23 protein-coding genes are annotated in these 18274 nt (G+C 68.5%); 19 read left to right on the top strand and 4 right to left on the bottom strand.

Annotated features, from left to right (window positions below; translation table 11 throughout):
- Positions 1-8: 8 nt before the first annotated feature.
- Positions 9-479, top strand: a complete 471-nt coding sequence (locus tag IB230_RS12575) for a chemotaxis protein CheW (RefSeq protein ID WP_192272675.1) — start codon at positions 9-11, stop codon at positions 477-479.
- Positions 480-588: 109 nt separating this feature from the next.
- On the opposite strand, the gene IB230_RS12570 is transcribed toward IB230_RS12575, so the two are convergent.
- Together IB230_RS12570 and bioA are read right to left on the bottom strand one after the other, a co-directional pair.
- A complete protein-coding gene (locus IB230_RS12570; protein WP_192272673.1) occupies positions 589-1320 on the bottom strand; it encodes a 16S rRNA (uracil(1498)-N(3))-methyltransferase in 732 nt (243 codons plus the stop codon).
- Entirely contained in the window at positions 1311-2711 is a 1401-nt protein-coding gene (gene bioA / locus IB230_RS12565) for an adenosylmethionine--8-amino-7-oxononanoate transaminase (protein ID WP_192272671.1), read from the bottom strand. The genes IB230_RS12570 and bioA overlap by 10 nt, the downstream gene beginning before the upstream one ends.
- A gap of 74 nt (positions 2712-2785) precedes the next feature.
- On the opposite strand from bioA, the gene nudE reads away from it, so the two are divergent.
- The 5 genes from nudE to IB230_RS12540 all read left to right on the top strand — a co-directional run bounded on the left by nudE (position 2786) and on the right by IB230_RS12540 (position 5725).
- Positions 2786-3334: an ADP compounds hydrolase NudE gene (gene nudE / locus IB230_RS12560; RefSeq protein ID WP_192272669.1), complete on the top strand. Its 549-nt coding sequence runs from the start codon at positions 2786-2788 to the stop codon at positions 3332-3334.
- The gene (gene cysQ, locus IB230_RS12555) at positions 3331-4167 is read left to right on the top strand and encodes a 3'(2'),5'-bisphosphate nucleotidase CysQ (protein ID WP_192272667.1); all 837 of its coding nucleotides are present in this window, start codon (positions 3331-3333) and stop codon (positions 4165-4167) included. The genes nudE and cysQ overlap by 4 nt, the downstream gene beginning before the upstream one ends.
- Positions 4151-4966, top strand: coding sequence for a nucleoside triphosphate pyrophosphohydrolase (mazG, locus tag IB230_RS12550; protein WP_192273917.1), 816 nt, complete (start codon positions 4151-4153; stop codon positions 4964-4966). Before cysQ ends, mazG begins: the two co-directional genes overlap by 17 nt.
- A 116-nt stretch (positions 4967-5082) precedes the next feature.
- Positions 5083-5406 carry a YnfA family protein gene (locus tag IB230_RS12545; protein WP_192272665.1) on the top strand — a complete coding sequence of 108 codons (324 nt, stop codon included), beginning with the start codon at positions 5083-5085 and terminating at the stop codon, positions 5404-5406.
- A 16-nt stretch (positions 5407-5422) separates the two neighbouring features.
- Positions 5423-5725, top strand: coding sequence for a DUF962 domain-containing protein (locus tag IB230_RS12540; protein WP_192272663.1), 303 nt, complete (start codon positions 5423-5425; stop codon positions 5723-5725).
- A 9-nt stretch (positions 5726-5734) separates the two neighbouring features.
- On the opposite strand, the gene IB230_RS12535 is transcribed toward IB230_RS12540, so the two are convergent.
- Positions 5735-6073, bottom strand: coding sequence for a DMT family protein (locus tag IB230_RS12535; RefSeq protein WP_192272661.1), 339 nt, complete (start codon positions 6071-6073; stop codon positions 5735-5737).
- 128 nt (positions 6074-6201) lie between these two features.
- On the opposite strand from IB230_RS12535, the gene IB230_RS12530 reads away from it, so the two are divergent.
- The 8 genes from IB230_RS12530 (at position 6202) to IB230_RS12495 (ending at position 13938) form a co-directional block, all read left to right on the top strand.
- Positions 6202-6903, top strand: a complete 702-nt coding sequence (locus tag IB230_RS12530; RefSeq protein ID WP_056879702.1) for a response regulator transcription factor — start codon at positions 6202-6204, stop codon at positions 6901-6903.
- Positions 6904-6952: 49 nt separating this feature from the next.
- Positions 6953-8227, top strand: a complete 1275-nt coding sequence (locus IB230_RS12525) for a HAMP domain-containing sensor histidine kinase (protein ID WP_192272659.1) — start codon at positions 6953-6955, stop codon at positions 8225-8227.
- 96 nt (positions 8228-8323) lie between these two features.
- Positions 8324-9862 (top strand): efflux RND transporter periplasmic adaptor subunit, encoded by a 1539-nt coding sequence (locus IB230_RS12520; RefSeq protein ID WP_192272657.1) that lies wholly within the window; start codon positions 8324-8326, stop codon positions 9860-9862.
- Positions 9859-10590, top strand: coding sequence for an ABC transporter ATP-binding protein (locus IB230_RS12515; RefSeq protein WP_192272655.1), 732 nt, complete (start codon positions 9859-9861; stop codon positions 10588-10590). The genes IB230_RS12520 and IB230_RS12515 overlap by 4 nt, the downstream gene beginning before the upstream one ends.
- Complete coding sequence (locus IB230_RS12510) at positions 10587-11828, top strand: ABC transporter permease (protein WP_192272653.1); 1242 nt, start codon at positions 10587-10589, stop codon at positions 11826-11828. The genes IB230_RS12515 and IB230_RS12510 overlap by 4 nt, the downstream gene beginning before the upstream one ends.
- A gap of 77 nt (positions 11829-11905) precedes the next feature.
- Positions 11906-12862, top strand: a complete 957-nt coding sequence (locus IB230_RS12505; protein ID WP_192272651.1) for an isoaspartyl peptidase/L-asparaginase — start codon at positions 11906-11908, stop codon at positions 12860-12862.
- Complete coding sequence (locus IB230_RS12500; protein ID WP_192272649.1) at positions 12863-13582, top strand: transcriptional regulator; 720 nt, start codon at positions 12863-12865, stop codon at positions 13580-13582. It abuts the gene before it with no gap.
- Positions 13561-13938 (top strand): VOC family protein, encoded by a 378-nt coding sequence (locus tag IB230_RS12495; protein WP_192272647.1) that lies wholly within the window; start codon positions 13561-13563, stop codon positions 13936-13938. The genes IB230_RS12500 and IB230_RS12495 overlap by 22 nt, the downstream gene beginning before the upstream one ends.
- Positions 13939-13959: 21 nt before the next feature.
- On the opposite strand, the gene IB230_RS12490 is transcribed toward IB230_RS12495, so the two are convergent.
- On the bottom strand, positions 13960-14649 hold the full coding sequence (locus IB230_RS12490) for an SGNH/GDSL hydrolase family protein (protein WP_225589585.1): 690 nt from the start codon (positions 14647-14649) through the stop codon (positions 13960-13962).
- Positions 14650-14897: 248 nt separating this feature from the next.
- On the opposite strand from IB230_RS12490, the gene IB230_RS12485 reads away from it, so the two are divergent.
- The 5 genes from IB230_RS12485 (at position 14898) to IB230_RS12465 (ending at position 18218) form a co-directional block, all read left to right on the top strand.
- A complete protein-coding gene (locus tag IB230_RS12485) occupies positions 14898-15278 on the top strand; it encodes a diacylglycerol kinase (RefSeq protein ID WP_192272645.1) in 381 nt (126 codons plus the stop codon).
- Positions 15279-15310: 32 nt separating this feature from the next.
- A complete protein-coding gene (locus tag IB230_RS12480) occupies positions 15311-16042 on the top strand; it encodes a TerC family protein (RefSeq protein WP_225589504.1) in 732 nt (243 codons plus the stop codon).
- Positions 16043-16193: 151 nt separating this feature from the next.
- Positions 16194-16841: a LemA family protein gene (locus tag IB230_RS12475; RefSeq protein ID WP_192272641.1), complete on the top strand. Its 648-nt coding sequence runs from the start codon at positions 16194-16196 to the stop codon at positions 16839-16841.
- 19 nt (positions 16842-16860) lie between these two features.
- Positions 16861-17727: a TPM domain-containing protein gene (locus IB230_RS12470; protein WP_192272639.1), complete on the top strand. Its 867-nt coding sequence runs from the start codon at positions 16861-16863 to the stop codon at positions 17725-17727.
- On the top strand, positions 17727-18218 hold the full coding sequence (locus tag IB230_RS12465; protein ID WP_192272637.1) for a TPM domain-containing protein: 492 nt from the start codon (positions 17727-17729) through the stop codon (positions 18216-18218). Before IB230_RS12470 ends, IB230_RS12465 begins: the two co-directional genes overlap by 1 nt.
- Positions 18219-18274: the final 56 nt, after the last annotated feature.

Raw genomic sequence — 18274 nt, 5'->3', positions numbered from 1 at the left:
AACATACGATGGCCCATTCCAACGACGAAATCCGCGGCGTCCTGATCCAGGCCGGCGAATACCGCCTGCTCCTGCCCAACGCCACCGTCGCCGAAGTGCTGACGCGCGCGCCCGTGGAGCCGGTCGCGGACATGCCCGACTGGCTGCCCGGCCGGATCGACTGGCACGGCTGGCCGGTACCGCTGGTCGCGTTCGGACGCCTGACCGGCAACGCCGGCGAACCGGTGGCGCTGAACAGCAAGATCGTCGTGCTGAAGGCGCTGAGCGGCGACAAGGACCGCCCTTATTTCGCCCTGCTGACGCCGTCGTTCCCGCGGCTGGTATCGGTGCCGCGCGACGGCCTGCTTGCCGACGCGACCGAGGAGGATCTTCCGGTCGGGGTGAAGGTCCGCGTGCTGCTCGGTGACGAAGCCGCCGTGCTGCCCGACCTGGAGCTCGTGGAGACGATGATCGGTGACGCGCTGGCCAACGCGGCCTGATGCTGCGTAGGGTGGGCCTTGGCCCACCACTCAATCCGCAAGGACTAAGAGCGCCCTGGTCTGCCGCTGTGTGGACCCGACGCCGTGCGATGGCGGGCTTGAGCCCGCCCTACAGGTCTCCGAATCTCGACTGCAATGCGGCGATAGCCGCCAGTCCGGCGGTTTCGGTACGCAGGATGCGCGGGCCGAGGCGCAGTCCGGTGAAGCCGGCGGCCGACAGGATGTCGCGATCACGCGGCGACCAGCCGCCTTCCGGTCCGATCGCCACCACCACGCCACCTGCGGCGACCTCGACCGTGGACAGCGCGACGTCGCCGGTCGGGTCAAGCGTCAGCTTCGCGGCCCCGTCGTCGACGGTGCGTACCGCATCGATCAAGGCGGCGGGGGGCGCCAGCGTCGGCAAGCGTGCGCGGCCGCTCTGCTCACAGGCAGAGGCGATGACACTGCGCCAGTGCGCGACGCGTTTTTCCGTGCGTTCGGCGTCCAGCTTCACCTCGGTGCGCTCGGCCATCACCGGAATGAACGCCGCCACGCCCAGCTCGGTGGCCTTCTGCAGGATCAGGTCCATCTTTTCCCCGCGCGCGATGCCCTGCAGCAGGGTGACGTGCAGCGGAGATTCGTTGTCGATGGTGCGCGCGCCGACGATGTCGGCCAGCACGCCGCGCTTGCTGATCGCGGTGATGCGCGCATCGAAGTCGCGCCCGTCACCGTTGAACAGCACGCAGCCGTCGCCTTCGCGCAGCCTCAGCACGCGAGCGAGGTGGTTGGCGGCGGCATCGGGCAGCGCGAGCGAGGTGCCGACGGCGAGCGCGGCATCCACATGGCAGCGGGTCAGGCGCATGACGTGGCCTCGTCGATGGCGTGGCGGGTGACGTCGGCGAGCATCCGCAGGGCGTCCTCGTCCACGCAGTAGGGGGGCATCCAGTACAGCACGTCGCCGAGCGGGCGCAGCACCACACCGCGCGCCAGCGCCGCGCGGTACGCCTTCAGGCCGATGCGCGCGGCGGCGGGGAACGGCGTTGCCTTGTCGCCGTCCTGCGTCAGTTCGAAGGCCAGCATCATGCCGGCCTGGCGCACGTCGGCCACGTGTCGGTGACTCGCCAGGGGCTCGGCAAATGCCGCCATCGTGCGCGCCATGGCGCGATTGCGTGCCAGCACATCGTCGGCACGGAAGATATCCAGCGACGCCAGCGCTGCCGCACACGCCAGCGGGTTGCCGGTGTAGCTGTGCGAATGCAGGAACGCGCGTTCGCGCGAATCATCGAGGAAGCCGTCGTAGATCGTCTGCGTGGCAAGCACCGCGGCCAGCGGCAGGAAGCCGCCGGTCAGTCCCTTCGACAGGCACAGCAGATCGGGCATCACGCCGCTCTGCTCGCTGGCGAACAGCGTGCCGGTGCGGCCGAAACCCACCGCGATCTCGTCGGCGATCAGGAACGCGCCGCTGGCGTCGCACAGTTCGCGCACGCGCGCCAGATAGTCGGGGTGATGCATGCGCATGCCGCCGGCGCACTGCACGCGCGGCTCGACGATGACCGCGCAGACCTCGTCCGCATGCCTGTCCAGCAGCGCGGCCAGCGCATCGGCGGCACGTCGCGCGCAGTCGGCCGGTGTCTCGCCGGGCTGCGCCAGGTAGGCGTCGGGCGAGGGCGCGAACAGCGCTTCGGTCAGCAGCGGCGCATACACCCGCCGGTACAGCGGGATGTCGCCGACCGCCAGCGCGCCGAGCGTCTCGCCGTGGTAGCCGTTCTCCAGCGCGATGAACTTCGTGCGCCGGTGCTCGCCGCGGTTGTGGAACCAGTGGAACGCCATCTTCAGCGCCACTTCCACGCCCGCCGAGCCATTGTCGGCGTAGAACACCTTGGACAGCGGCGCACGCCCCGCCTGCCGCGGCGCCACCGCCAGCAGCCGCTCGGCCAGTTCGACCGCCGGTGCGTGGGTGAAACCGGCCAGCATCACCTGCTCGAGCGACCCCGCCTGTGCGGCGATGGCGGCGCCGATGCGCGGTTCGGCATGACCGAACAGATTGGTCCACCAGCTGCTTACCGCATCCAGGTAGCGCGTGCCGTCGTGGCCGATCAGCCACGCGCCTTCGCCGCGGGCGATCGGCACCAGCGGCAAGGTGTGCGGGTGTTCACGCATCTGCGTGCAGGGATGCCACAGCACGGACAAGTCACGGGCACGCCACTCGTCCGCCTCTGCTAGCATTCCCTTCTGATGATCCTGTTGTCGCATCCCCCCATGATATCGGGCACCGCCCCCTGCCGTCGCCGCGCATCGCGTGGCGTGGGCGGACAACGCTCCGTCGCATGAGCCGCCTGCCCACCATCCACGGGATCACCCAGCGCACCGACGGGCCGGACCGCCACGTCGAAGAGCTGGACCTGGAATTCAGCAACGGCGAGCGCCGTCGTTACCACCGTCTGCAGTCGCAGGGGCATGGTGCGGTGGTCGTGGTGCCGATGCAGGACGAGGAAACCGTGTTGCTGGTGCGCGAGTACGCCGCCGGCATGCACCGCTACGAACTGGGTCTGGTGAAAGGCCGCATCGACGCCGGCGAGACGCCCGAACAGGCTGCCGACCGCGAACTGAAGGAAGAAGCCGGCTTCGGCGCGCGCCGCCTCGACGTGCTGCGTGCCCTGACCCTGGCGCCCACCTACATGAGCCACCAGTCCTGGCTGGTGGTGGCAAGAGACCTGTACCCCGAGCGCCTGCCGGGGGATGAACCCGAGGAGTTGGAAGTAGTGCCCTGGAAGTTGCAAGACCTCGACCAGCTGATGCTGCGCGAGGATTTTTCGGAAGGCCGTTCGCTGGCAGCGCTGTTCATCGCCCGCGAATGGTTGAACACGCGTACATGAGCCGGATGACCGCCGACCTGCACGAAGCCGTCATCGTCATCGCCCGCGAAGCGGGCCAGGCCATCATGGCCGTGTACGAGGGTGCCTTCGACGTGCAGCGCAAGAACGACGACAGCCCGCTGACCGCCGCCGACATGGCCGCCCACCAGGTGATCACCGACGGCCTGCGCCGGTTGACCCCGCAGTGGCCGGTGCTGTCGGAGGAAGCCGCGGACATCCCGTGGTCCGAGCGCAGCCAGTGGCCGACCTACTGGCTGGTGGACCCGCTGGACGGCACGCGCGAGTTCATCAAGCGCAATGGCGAGTTCACCGTCAACATCGCGCTGATCGAACAGAACGAACCGATCTTCGGCGTGGTCCATGCGCCGGTGACCGGCGAGACCTGGCACGCGCGGCAGGGTCGCAATGCCTACCGCCGCGTCGGCGACGTGGATGCGCAGATCCGCACGCGCGCACCGGCCACCGGTGCGCTGAAGGTCGCGGCCAGCCGGTCTCACCGCGATGCCCGCACGCAGGCCTTCCTCGACGGCATGGGCGACATCGAAACGGTCGCGCTGGGTTCCTCGCTGAAGTTCTGCCGCATTGCCGAGGGCACGCTCGACGTATACCCGCGCTTTGGCCCGACCAGCGAATGGGACACGGCAGCCGCGCAGTGCGTGCTGGAAGCCGCCGGTGGCGCGCTTCTGGCGCCGGATGGTCGTGCGTTCCGCTACAACCGCCGCGAAACGCTGCTCAATGGCGACTTCGTCGCGTTGGGCGACATGACGCTGCCGTGGCGCATGTGGCTGGCGCAGACGCAGGACGATGCGAATGGACATGCCCGCAGCGCCTGACGGCGACATCGGACGGCTGCTGGCCATCATGGCCCGCCTGCGCGATCCGGACGGTGGTTGCCCGTGGGATCTGGAGCAGGACTTCTCCACCATCGCGCCGTATACGGTGGAAGAGGCCTACGAGGTCGCGGATGCGATCGATCGGGGCGACCTGCCGGCGTTGAAGGACGAGCTGGGCGACCTGCTGCTGCAGGTCGTCTTCCATGCGCAGATGGCAAAGGAGCAGGGCGCCTTCGCGTTCGGTGACGTCGTCGATGCGATCTGCGACAAGATGGTGCGCCGTCATCCGCATGTCTTCGGCGATGCCTCGTTCGCCGATGCGGAAGCGCAGACGGTCAACTGGGAAGCGATCAAGGCCGCTGAGCGCAAGGCGGCGGGCGAGGAAGATTCGTCCGCGCTGGCGGGTGTCTCGCGCGGGCTGCCCGAATGGCAGCGTGCGATCAAGTTGCAGTCGCGTGCGGCGCGGGTCGGCTTCGACTGGCCGGATACCGCGCCGGTGATCGACAAGCTGCACGAAGAGATCGACGAGGTGCGCGTCGAACTCGCCGCATCCCCGTCGCCCGAGCGCGATGCGCGGCTGGAGGATGAGATCGGCGACCTGCTGTTCGTCGCGGCGAACCTGGCGCGCCACGCCAAGGTGGACGTGGGCGGCGCGCTGCGCCGCGCCAACCTGAAGTTCGAGCGTCGTTTCCGCGCGATGGAGGCGATCGCTGCCGCCGAGGGCACGACGATGTCCGCGCTGTCGCTGGCGCAGCAGGAAGCGTTGTGGGCGCGGGTGAAGCAGGGCGAAGTTCCGTAGAGCCGAGCTTGCTCGGCTGCGCCGACTCTCCCGGGAAAAGCAGCGGAGCAAGCTCCGCTCTACGGTTCATGGGTGCGCGGGTTGTCCAGCGGAGCAAGCTCCGCTCTACTGGCGACATGAAGACCCTGCTGCTGTTCCTCGTCACTGCGCTGGCCGAGATCGTCGGCTGTTATCTCCCCTACCTGTGGCTACGCAAGGAAGGAAGCGCCTGGCTGCTGGTGCCCGCGGCGGCCAGCCTCGCGTTGTTCGCGTGGCTGCTGACCCTGCATCCGACGGCGTCCGGCCGCGTGTACGCGGCCTACGGCGGCGTCTACGTCAACATGGCGATCGCGTGGCTGTGGGCGGTGGATGCGGTGAAGCCGACGCGCTGGGACCTGCTGGGCGCCGGCTTGTGCCTGGCCGGCATGGCGGTGATCATGTTCGCGCCACGCGCCGCCTGACCCTGTGGGAGGGGACATGAGCCGCTTCGCCAGCTTCCGCGAGTTCTATCCGTTCTACCTCAACGAACACAGCAACCGCACCTCGCGGCGGCTGCACTTCATCGGCAGTTGTGGCGTGCTCGCCCTGCTGGCGCTGGCCATCGTCGAACGCAACGCGTGGTGGCTGCTCGCCGCGCTGTTCTGCGGCTACGGCTTCGCCTGGGTGGGCCACTTCTTCTTCGAAAAGAACCGGCCCGCCACCTTCAAGCACCCGTTCTATTCCTTCGCCGGCGACTGGGTGATGTTCAAGGACATCCTCACCGGCAAGATCCGGTTCTGAGTTGGCTGCTCACTCGTAAAACATCAGGAACGCCGCGCCCACGATCAGGGCGAAGGCGGCGTAGTGGTTCCACTTCAGCGGCTGGCCCAGGTACCAGGTGCTGAAGCCGGCGAAGACCAGCAGGGTCAGGATTTCCTGGATCGTCTTCAGCTGCACCACCGAGTAGACCGCACTGCCCATGCGGTTGGCCGGCACCATCAGCATGTACTCGAAGAAGGCGATGCCCCAGCTCGCCAGGATCACGAGGAACAGGGGCGCTGACTTGTACTTGAGGTGTCCGTACCAGGCGAACGTCATGAAGACGTTGGACGCCAGCAGCAGGAAGAGGGGCAGGACGCGGTCGATCATGGCAGGGCCGTCGGAGGAGGAGGGCGAAGCGTAATCCCAACTGCCGGCTGAATGGAGAGGGCATCTTCACGCGGTGTCTACCGGTCGACCGGTAGTTTCACAAACCTGAAGCCTCTCAAGGAGTCGGTATGCGACACAGTCAGGAAACCGCGGGTCTGGTGCTGGTGGTGGAAGACAACCGCAACATTTCCGAGATGATCGGCGAGTATCTCGAAGGGCGGGGGTTCGAAGTCGACTACGCCACCGACGGCCTGGACGGCTACCGCCTGGCGGTGGAGAACAGCTACGACGTGCTGGTCCTGGACCTGATGCTGCCGCGGCTGGACGGCATGGAAGTCTGCAAGCGCCTGAGGAACGAGGCCCGCAAGTCCACGCCGGTCCTGATGCTGACCGCACGCGACACGCTGGACGACAAGCTGACCGGTCTGAGTTCCGGCGCCGACGACTACCTGACCAAGCCGTTCGCCATCCAGGAACTGGAAGCCCGGTTGCGCGCCCTGATCCGCCGGGAGCGGCGCCAGGTGGGCGCCGAGGTGCTGAAGGTCGCGGACCTGGTGCTGGACCCGGTCAGCATGCGCGCCACCCGCGGCGGCACCGAGCTGATGCTGTCGCCCATCGGCCTGCGCCTGCTGACCATCCTGATGCGCGAATCGCCGCGCGTGGTGACCCGCCAGGAGATCGAGCGCGAGATCTGGGGTAACGGACTGCCGGACTCGGACACGCTGCGCAGCCACCTGTACAACCTGCGCAAGGTGATCGACAAACCCTTCGACAAGCCGCTGCTGCACACGGTGCAGAGCGCGGGCTACCGTATCGCCGATATCGGCTGACCCGGCCGTCGGCGCAAGGCATACTCCCGCCTTCGCCCGACGAATCCCCATGCGCCACCACGGCCTGCCCCGCAAACTCAGGATCGCCTTCATCCTGCAGGCCGTGATGGTCAGCCTGGCCATCGTGCTGGGTGTGTACCTGATTTCCGCGGTCATCAAGCACAGCCTGATGAACACCGCGCTGCAGGAAGAAGCCACCCACTTCTGGCAGCTCTACAGCGCCAGCACCGCGCAACCGCCGCCGAACACGCACAACCTGCGCGGCTACCTGGTGGTGAAGGGGCATTCGAACCTGGTGTTGCCGGAAAACCTGCGCGAGCTGCGGCCCGGCTTCCACGAACTGAAGGATGACGATCTGCTCGTGCTGGTCGACGAGCAGCCCGAGGGTCGCCTGTACCTGGTGTTCCTGCGCTCGCAGGCCGAGCGATTGGCGTTCTACTTCGGCACGGTGCCGATCATCATGACGCTGGTCGCGATCTATCTCGTGTCGTGGCTGACGTATCGCGCTTCCAAGCGGCTGGTGTCGCCGGTCAGCTGGCTGGCGCGGCAGGTCGCGGAGTGGGATCCGCGGCGCCCGGACGTCAGTGCGCTGGCCCCGGACAGGCTGCCGAGCGACGTGCAGGGCGAGGCGCGCCAGCTGGCCGCCGCGCTGCATGGGCTGGCCCAGCGCGTCAGCGCGCACGTGGCCCGTGAGCGCGACTTCACCCGCGATGCCAGCCATGAACTGCGCACGCCGTTGACGGTGATCCGCGTGGCCACCGACATGGGCATGGCCGAGGATTCGCCGCCGCGCGTGGCGCGTGCACTGCAGCGCATCCAGCGTGCCGGCCGCGACATGGAAGCGGTGATCGATGCGTTCCTGATCCTCGCCCGCGAGGCCGAGGTCGAGCCGCAGAGCGAGGACTTCGACGTGGCCGACATCGTCATGGACGAGGCCGAGAACGCGCGCACACTGCTGCTCAACAAGCCGGTCGACCTGGAAGTCACGCTGCACGCGCGTCCGCGCCTGCACGCGCCGCCGCGGGTGTTCCAGGTGGTCGTCAGCAACCTGCTGCGCAACGCCTGCGCCTATACCGACCGTGGCCGCATCGACGTGCTGCTGGAGCCGGACCGCGTGGTCGTGCGGGACACCGGCATCGGCATGTCGGCCGAGTCGATGGTGCGGGTGTTCGAGCCCTTCTACCGCGCCGATCCCACGCGCCCGCACGGCAGCGGCCTGGGCCTGTCGATCGTCAGCCGGTTGTGCGACCGCTTCGGCTGGAAGATCGAGCTGGACAGCGAGCTGGGTCGCGGCACCACCGCGACCATCCGCTTCGTTCCTTAATCTATACGGGAACTGACCGGCGCCGCGGGCTGTCAACGCCGCGGCCTCGGGCGCGTTCCCGTTCCCGACTTCCTACTCTCCAAGCCGACTCACTGCATGAGCCAGCCAGCACGCACCGCTCCCCGCAAGACATCCCCGCTTCCCAAGATCCTGCTCGGGGTCGCCGTCGTCGCGATCCTCGGCGCGGGGGCCTGGTACTGGACCGCGCACAAGGCCGACGGCACCGAAAGCGCCTACCGCACCGCGACCGTCGAACGTGGCGACATCCGCGTCGCCATCTCGGCCACCGGCACGCTCAGCGCCATTTCCACGGTCACCGTCGGCAGCCAGATCTCCGGTCAGGTCACCGACGTGCTGGTCGACTACAACAGCGAAGTGAAGAAGGGTGAAGTGCTGGCGCGCATCGACCCGAGCACCTACGAAGCCCAGATCGAACAGGGCAACGCGCAGATCGCCAACGCGCAGGCCAGCCTGAAGCAGGCCCAGGCCACACTGGCGAACGCCGAGCTGGACTACACCCGCAAGGCCGATCTCGGCACGCAGAAGCTGGTCGCGCAGAGCGACGTCGACCTGGCCCGCGCCGCGCGCGACCAGGCGCGCGCGCAGGTCAATGCCGCGCAGGCCTCGATCCGCCAGCAGACCGCATCGACCCAGACCACCCGCGTCAACCTGGACCGCACCGTCATCCGCTCGCCGGTGGACGGCGTGGTGCTGACCCGCAGCATCGAGCCGGGCCAGACCGTGGCGGCCAGCCTGCAGGCGCCGGAACTGTTCACCATCGCCGAAGACCTGTCGAAGATGAAGATCGAACTGGCCGTCGACGAGGCCGACATCGGCCAGGTCAAGGTCGGCCAAGCGGTATCGTTCACCGTCGATGCCTTTGCCGACCGCCAGTTCCGCGGCGAGGTGCAGCAGGTGCGCCTGTCCGCCACCACCACCAGCAACGTGGTGACCTATCCGGTGGTGGTCAGCGTGGACAACAGCGACGGCACGCTGCTGCCCGGCCTGACCGTCAATGCCGAGATCGAGGTCAGCAAGCGCGACGATATCCTCAAGATCTCCAACGCGGCGCTGCGCTACAAGCCGACGGGCGAGGAAGCCAACGCCGCCGCCGGCGCGCAGGCCCCGCAGGGCGGCCAGAACCGAAGCGGCAGCGGCGTCAGCGACGATCTGGTGCGGGTGGCCGGCAGCCTGCAACTGAAACCGGACCAGCAGGCTGCGTTCGATACGGCGCTGGCGGCATTGCGCGAACGCCAGGCCGCGCGCGCGGCGCAGGCGCAGCAGCGCGGTGGCGCGAGCATGTTCGGTGGACCGGGCGGTGGCCCGCGCCCCGGCGGCAACAGCAGCGGTGGCGGCGGCGCGATGCAGGCACAGATCCGCCAGCGCATGGCCGAGCGCATGCAGCAGGATTTCGCGCCGTTCCGCGCGACGCTGGACGACACGCAGAAGCAGCGTTGGGATGGCGAACTACGCACGCTGCTCGGCGCCAAGCGGGCGCCGCTGTACAAGCTGGTCAACGGCAAGCCCGAGCAGGTGCAGGTGCGCGTGGGTGCCAGCGATGGCACCAGCACCGAGGTGTCCGGCGCGGTGAAGGAAGGCGACGTGGTGGTCGTGGGCGAGCGCGCGAAGGAATGAGCGCGCCGTCCGCGACCATCGACGACCGCATCCCGGTCATCCAGACGCACGCGCTGGGCAAGGTCTACTCCGCCGGCACGGAGGCGGAAGTGATCGCGCTGCGCGGCGTGGACATGCGTGTGGACCGCGGCGACTTCGTCGCCATCATGGGACCGTCCGGGTCGGGCAAGTCCACGCTGATGAACCTGATCGGCTGCTTGGACACGCCCAGCGACGGCCGCTACCTGTGCGACGGTATCGACGTGGCCACGCTGGACGCCGAGCAGTTGGCGATCCTGCGCCGCGAGAAGATCGGCTTCGTGTTCCAGGGCTTCCACCTGCTGCCACGGATGACGGCGCTGGACAATGTGGCGATGCCGCTAGGCTATGCGCAGGTCCCGCCCGGCGAGCGCGCCGAACGCGCGCGCCAGGCGCTGGCCGCAGTCGGGCTGGCCGAGCGGGCCGGCCATCGTCCCAATGAACTGTCCGGTGGCCAGCAGCAGCGTGTCGCCATCGCGCGCGCGCTGATCAACCAGCCGCCGATCCTGCTGGCCGACGAACCGACCGGCGCACTGGACAGCAAGACCGGCGAGGAGATCCTGGCGCTGTTCAAGCGCCTGCGCGACGACGGCCACACCGTCATCCTGATCACCCACGACGCGGAAGTCGCCGCGCACGCCGACCGCATCCTGGTGATGCGCGACGGCGAACTGCACGAAGACACGGACCATGCGGGAGGCCGGCCATGAAGTTCTCCGACATCCTGCGCACCGCGCTGCATGCGCTGCGTGGCAACTGGATGCGCAGCGCGCTGACGTCGCTGGGCGTGATCATCGGCATCGCCGCCGTCATCGTCATGGTGTCGGTGGGCCAGGGCACGCAGGCCGAGATCGACAAGCTGGTCTCCGGACTGGGCTCGCAGCGCCTGGATATCAGCCCGGGCGCCGGCCGCGGTCCCGGCGGCGGTGGCGTGCGCATGAGCTCCAGCAGCTTCTACACACTGAAGGAAGGCGACGTCGACGCCATCCGCAACGAGATCCCGGAAGTGCAGTACGTGGCCGGCGCGTTGCGGGGCAACACCCAGATCGTGTTCGCCGAGAACAATGCCTCGACCAGCTGGCAGGGCGTGCAGGCCGACTTCTTCGACATCAACAGCTGGGTCATCGCCAACGGCGAAGGCTTCGATGCGCAGGACTATTCCAGCGCCGACAAGGTGGTGATCCTGGGCGAGACGGTGCGGCGCACCCTGTTCGGCGAGGACAGCGGCATCGGCCAGACCGTGCGCCTGGGCCGCGTGCCGTTCACCGTCGTCGGCACGCTGGCACCGAAAGGGCAGGGCGGCTTCGGCCAGGACCAGGACGACGTGATGATGGTGCCGCTGGAGACCGCGCGCCGCCGCCTGATGGGCTCGATGGGCCTGCCGCCGGGTGCCGTGCAGCAGGTCGCGTTGACCGTGGCCGACGCCAAGGACCTTGGCTACGTGCAGGGCGAAGTGGAAGCGCTGCTGCGCCAGCGCCACAAGATCAGTCCGGGCGAAGAGGACGACTTCAACGTCCGCAACATCTCTGAGATCGTCGCCACGCGCACCGCCACCACCAAGCTGATGTCGCTGCTGCTGGGCGCGGTGGCGACCATCTCGCTGATCGTCGGCGGCATCGGCATCATGAACATCATGCTGGTGTCGGTGACCGAGCGCATCCGCGAGATCGGCCTGCGCATGGCGGTGGGCGCGGGGCCGGGCGACGTGCGCCGGCAGTTCCTCGCCGAGGCCATGCTGCTGTCGCTCGGCGGCGGCGTGCTGGGCATCGTCATCGGCGTCGTCGGTGCGCTGCTGGTGGGGCAGTTCAGCGAACTGCCGGTCGCGTTGAACGGGCAGGTCATCGGGCTTGCCGCGGGCTTCTCGATCGCCACCGGCCTGTTCTTCGGTTACTACCCGGCGCGCAAGGCGTCGCAGCTCGATCCCATCGAGGCGCTGCGCTCGCAATAGGCCATCCGCGGGGCTGGTGCGGCGCGACGGCGGGAGTATGCTGAAGTCCCGTCGCGCCTTCCGGTGGTGCCTGCGCCATGAGCCCGCATTCGTCCCGCCGGCCGCTTGCACTCGCGATCCATGGCGGTGCCGGCGTGATCGAACCGGGCAGCCTGGGCACCGACTTGGAAAACGCGATCCACGCCGAACTCGCGCGTGCGCTCGACGCCGGCCATGCCATCCTCGCCACCGGCGGCAGCGCGCTCGACGCGGTGGAAGCCGCGGTGGCCGTGCTCGAGGATTCGCCGCATTTCAACGCCGGGCGCGGGTCGGTGTTCACCGCCGAAGGCCGGCACGAACTCGATGCCTCGATCATGGACGGACGACACCGTCGCGCCGGCTCGGTCGCGGGCGTGATGACCGTGCGCCATCCCGTGCGGCTGGCACGGCGCGTGCTGGAGGATTCGCCGCACGTGTTCCTGATCGGCGACGGCGCCGAGCAGTTCGCCGACACCCAGCCGGCCATCGAGCGCGTGCCGAACGGCTGGTTCTCGACCGAGGCGCGGCGCGCGCAACTGCGCGATGCGCAGCAACGCGAGCAACAGGCCTGGCACGCCAACGACGACCTGCGCGGCAAGTACTTCGGCACGGTCGGCGCGGTGGCACTGGACAGCCGCGGACACCTGGCGGCCGCGACCTCCACCGGCGGCATGACCAACAAGCGCTGGGGGCGTGTCGGCGACTCGCCGGTGATCGGCGCCGGCACTTGGGCCGATGCACGCTGCGCGGTATCGTGCAGTGGCTGGGGCGAGTTCTACATCCGCAACGCGGCGGCCCACGACATCGCCGCACGCGTCGCCTACCGCGGCGATCGTCTGCGCGATGCGGTGGAAGACGTCATTCTCGGCGAGGTGCCGCAACATGGCGGCGACGGGGGTGCGATCGCGGTGGACCGCGACGGCAATCTCGCGCTCGTGCTCAACACTCGCGGCATGTACCGCGGCTGGGTGCGGCCGGACGGCACGCGCGGCACCGCCATCTACCAGGACGCCTGAGTGACGGCATCGTCGGAAGGTCGAGGAGAAGCACTGACGCTGGCGGTCTATCGCACCCTGCGCGCGCAGGCGTTGCGGCTGTGCCGCCGTGCGGACGAGGCGGAGGACCTGGTGCAGGACACGCTGCTCGCCGGCGTGGTCGCCGGACGGCATGACCTGCCCTGGCTGTCCGGCGTACTCCGTCGCCAGGCGGCGATGGCCGCACGCACGGCGGTCCGTCGGCGCCGGCGCGAAGCACAAGCGGGCCTCGACGTGGAGGATGCCGCCGATCCCGCGACGCTCGGAGATGCCGCCGCACACCCGGCGACGCAGCTGCTCTGGTTCGGGACGCTGCCGCCTTCTGCGCGCCGTCTGGCCGTGCTGGCGCTGCACGGGCTGTCGGCGGACGAGATCCGCTGGATCCTGCGGATCGAGCCGACGGCGTTCCGGCAGCGCCTGACCCGCATCCGCAAGACGCTCGCCGCGCAGTCCCCGACGGTGCGCGCCGACAGCATCGCGCTGGCGCGTATGCGTGATCCCGCCCGCCGCGTCGACCTCGCCTTCGGCCTGGCCCGGCGCGCGCTGAAGGCCGCGATGCAGGCGGGCGAGGGCCTGGGAACGCACGACCCGGACGGGCATCTGATCCTGATCGATGCCGGTGCTCACATATCGCGTTCCCGCGGCAACGGACAGAAGGGAATCACACAGGAGGACATCCCATGCTCACGCACTGCAAGGTAGGAGCCATCGTGTTCTTCGTCTCCGACCTGGCCCGGTCGGTGGCGTTCTACCGCGACACCCTGGGCTTGCCGATCGACACGATGGACGGGCACGACGGCCCGTTCGCGACGGGCGAGGTCGGCGAACTGGCGCTGGTGTTCATCCCGCGCCCGGCGCGCGCAGGCGAATCGCCGGTCGTCGTCTTCAGCCTCGATGGCGGCATCGACGACCATGCCGAGGCGCTGGCCGCGAAGGGCGTGGAGATCGTGGTACCGGTCAGCGAAGCACCCGATGGCGGGTTGACCCTGGACTTTCTCGATCCGGATGGCAACCTGCTGAGCCTGCACCAGAACGAAGGCGCGCCGCGCCGACGGTGATCCGCCGGCGCGGGCGCGTGGTCACTTCACGTAGGGGGTGATCACCCGCTGCCAGATGTCGTAGCCGGCGGCATTCATGTGCAGGCGGTCGTCGATGAAGAGCGCCTCGTTCGGCTGGCCGGCGGCGTCCAGCATTGGCGTGAAGACGTCGATGTAATCCACGCCCAGACGTTTCGCTTCCGCGGCTACCAGCGCGTTCGCTTCACGTTGCGCGGGCAGCAGCTGCGCGCGCGACGGGCTGGGCTTGGTGCTGATGTAGCCGATCTTCGCCTTCGGCAGGTCGCGGCGCACGCGTTCGACGAAGGCGATGAAGTCCGCGCGCAGCTGCTGCGGCGAGCGGCCCGAATTCAGATCGTTGTCGCCGGCGTAGATCAGGATCTGCCGCGGCGCGTACGGCACGATGGTGCGGTCCGCGTACCAGGTGCTGTCGCGCAGTTCGGACCCGCCGAAGCCGCGGTTGATCACCGGAACACCCGGGAAATCCTGCGCCAGTGTGTCCCACAGGCGGATCGACGAACTGCCGGTGAACACCACGCCGCCCCGCGGCGGCGGCGATTGCGCATCCTCGGCTGCGAAACGCTGCATGTCGGTCTCCCAGGCCGCGTTGGAAACCTGGTCCGGAATGCGGGGAGCGGTCTTCGCGGGGGGGGCGGAAGGCGCGTCGGAGGTCGCGGGCGGGCTGCCCGCGCAGGCGGTCAGCACGGCGACCAGGGCGAGCGCGGACAGGGGCAGGCGAAGGGAGTGCGGGAACGTCACGGGGGAAGGGCTCCTCGGGGGCAGGTCGCACCTAGTGGACCAGCCGGGGACGGGTGATGCAAACCGGCGCGGGGGCACCTTGTGGCAAAATCGCCACCTTGGCGCACCACCTGCGCCGGTTCCACCCGATCCGACCCCTGCTGGCCCAGGCACCGCCTGGCCGGCCGGGGACGATGCGGGGCCTCCTTCGCATCGACCTGCCCATGGCTGACGAAATCGGACATCTCCCCCGCGGCCCGGGCCGCATCCTCAAGGCCGCCGTCTGGTCCCTGCAGGGACTGCGCGCGGCGTGGGTGCACGAATCCTCGTTCCGCCTGGAGGTGTACCTGCTGGCCGTCCTGGCGCCGCTGGCGCTGTGGCTCGGGGGGGGCGGGCTGGAACGCGCCGTGATGATCGGCAGCTGCCTGCTGGTGCTGGCGGCCGAACTGTTGAATTCCGCGGTGGAAGCGGTGATCGAGCGCTACGGCCCCGAGCACCACGAACTCGCCGGTCGCGCGAAGGACATGGGCTCCGCCGCCGTCTTCGTGCTGATGATGAACGTGCTGCTGTGCTGGGGCCTGATCCTCGCACCCCGCTATCTCTGACTTTCTGATCTGAACCAAGGTACTCCCCGATGATGGAACTGCTTTCCGATCCCCAGGTGTGGATCACGCTGGTCACGCTGAGCGCGATCGAGATCGTGCTGGGCATCGACAACCTGGTCTTCATTTCCATCGCGGTGAGCAAGCTGCCGCCGCACCAGCGCGAAGTCGCGCGCAAGTTCGGCATCGCGGTGGCGTGCATCACCCGCATCCTGCTACTGCTGACGCTGGCCTGGCTGGCGGGCCTGACCGCCGACCTGTTCACCGTGTTCGGCCAGGGCATCTCGGTGCGCGACCTGGTGCTGATCATCGGCGGTCTGTTCCTGCTGGTGAAGGGCACCAAGGAAATCCTGGAACTGGTGAAGGGCGAGCCGGATTCGGAAGACGTGCACACGCGTCCGGCCGTGTCGTTCGCCGGCGTCATCGCGCAGATCGCCGTCATCGACATCGTGTTCTCGCTGGACTCGGTGATCGCGGCCGTTGGCATGGCAAACCACACGCCGGTGATGGTGGCCGCGATCCTGCTGGCGGTGATGGTCATGCTGCTGGCGGCCAAGCCGCTGGGCCAGTTCATCGACAACAACCCGACCATCAAGATGCTGGCGCTGGCCTTCATCGTGGCCGTCGGTGCTTACCTGCTGCTGGATGGCTTCGAGCTGCACATCGAGAAGGGCTACCTGTACGGCGCGATGGGCTTCTCCGCCGTGGTGGAGTGCCTCAACCTGTGGGCGAAGAAGCGCGCCAACCAGCGCATGCTGCGCGAGTAAGCGCACGCGGCGGAGATCGCACACGAAGGGCTCCCGACGGGAGCCCTTCGCTTTTCACGATCCGGTAACAACCCTGCGCATCCATGATGGTGCTTGCACGGTTCCGGGCGAGGTGCTGCAATCGGCGCGTCCTTCAATGGAGTGCTGTGCCATGCGCCAGGTGTCGCGTCTGTGGTTGCTCGTCGTGCTCGTCGCGTTGCTGTCCGGCTGCGGCTACAACGCCATCCAGCAGAAGGATGAAGCGGTGAAGGCGGGCTGGTCGGAAGTGCTCAACCAGTACAAGCGCCGTGCGGACCTGATTCCGAACCTGGTCAAGACCGTGCAGGGCTACGCCCAGCAGGAGCGCCAGGTGCTGACCGACGTGACCAACGCGCGCGCGCGCGTCGGCCAGATCCAGGTCAATGCCGACGATGCCGCGTCGCTGCAACAGTTCCAGCAGGCACAGGGCGAGTTGTCCGGCACGTTGAACCGGCTGTTGATGGTCACCGAGAACTACCCGAACCTGAAATCCGACCAGTCCTTCCGCGACCTGCAGGCGCAGCTGGAAGGCACCGAGAACCGCATCACCGTCGCGCGCGGCCGTTACATCCAGCTGGTGCAGGACTACAACACCTACATCCGCCAGTTCCCGCAACTGATCACCGCCAAGATCACCGGCGCGAAGGAAAAGCCGAACTTCTCCGTCGAGAACGAGGCGGCGATTTCGGAAGCGCCGGCGGTGGATTTCGGCACGCCGCCGCCTGCACCGGCCGCGCCGCAGCAGCCGACACCGCCGCCCGCGCCGTCGCCGGACAACTGAGCGGCGACGTAGCCTTCCCATGCTCCGCGCGCTGGCGTTCTGCCTGCTGCTGATCGTCGTGCCCGCCGGGGCGCAGTCGCTCGCGCCCATCCCCGCACTCGATTCGCCGGTGGTCGACACCACCGGCACGCTGGATGCGGCGCAGAAGCAGCAGCTGGAAACGCAGGCGCTGGCCTTGCAGCAGCGCAAGGGCAGCCAGCTGCAGGTACTGATCGTGCCGAGCACGCAGCCGGAAGACATCTTCGACTACACCCAGCGCGTGTTCGACCAGTGGAAGCTGGGGCGCAAGGGTGTGGACGATGCCGTCATGCTGGTGGTCGCCAAGGACGACCGGCGCGTGCGCATCCACACGGGATACGGGCTGGAAGGCGCCATTCCCGATGCCATCGCCAACCGCATCATCCAGGAGTATCTGGTGCCGAAGTTCCGCGCCGGCGACTTCGCAGGTGGCATCACCGATGCGACGGCGGTACTGGTGAAACTGGTCGATGGTGAAGCGTTGCCCGAACCGGTGAGCGACAACCGCACCGGCCAGGCCCGTGGCGGGAGCGGCGCATTGTTCGCCCTGTTCGCAGCGTTCGTCGTTGCCACCATGGTCCGCGGCGTATTCGGCCGTGCCCCCCGACTGTTGCGCGGCGTGTTCACCGGTGGCGCGGCCGGTGGTGTCGTGCTGTTGCTGTCATCGATCATTCCGCTGACAGCCTTCGCGGGCATCCTGGGCCTGTTCTACGGTCTGCTCGCCGGCTCGTCCGGGAGTTTTGCACGCCACGGCGGCTGGGGTGGCTTCGGCGGCGGTGGCTGGGGAGGCGGTGGTTTCGGAGGGGGTGGCGGCTGGGGTGGAGGTGGCGGCATGTCGGGAGGCGGTGGCGCCTCGGGGAGCTGGTGATGAGGCTGCTGCGCCATCTGTTCGCGCCGTCGTCGCGCAGGCTGTTCCCGGAGGACAGTCTGCAGCGCATCACCCAGGCGATCGCCGACGGTGAACGCAGTCATCGCGGCGAGGTCATGTTCGCAGTCGAGTCCAATCTGCCGCCCGGCGCGTTGCTGGCCGGTACGCAGGCGCGGGAGCGCGCGCACGAAGCGTTCGTCCGCCTGCGCACCTGGGACACCGACGCCAACAACGGTGTGCTGATCTACCTGCTGCTGGCCGACCACCGGATCGAGATCGTGGCCGACCGCGGACTGACCGGGCGCGTGAGCGACGCGGAATGGGCCGCGGTGTGCCGCCTGATCGAGGCGGAGATGCGGGCAGACCATCCCGAGCAGGCGATCCTGGAAGGCATCCGCGCCGTGTCGGATCACCTGGCGCGGCATTTCCCGCAGTCCGACGGACAGCAGGACGAAGATGAACTGCCCAATCGGCCCCATCTGCTGGATTGAGGGGCGTCGATGCGGTCCGTGGTCATCCACGCGCGGACCGGCTGGGGCAAAATAGC

This window comes from Pseudoxanthomonas sp. PXM01 (assembly GCF_014851815.1).
GTDB lineage: Bacteria > Pseudomonadota > Gammaproteobacteria > Xanthomonadales > Xanthomonadaceae > Pseudoxanthomonas_A.
This window is presented reverse-complemented; position numbering and strand designations above follow the sequence as displayed.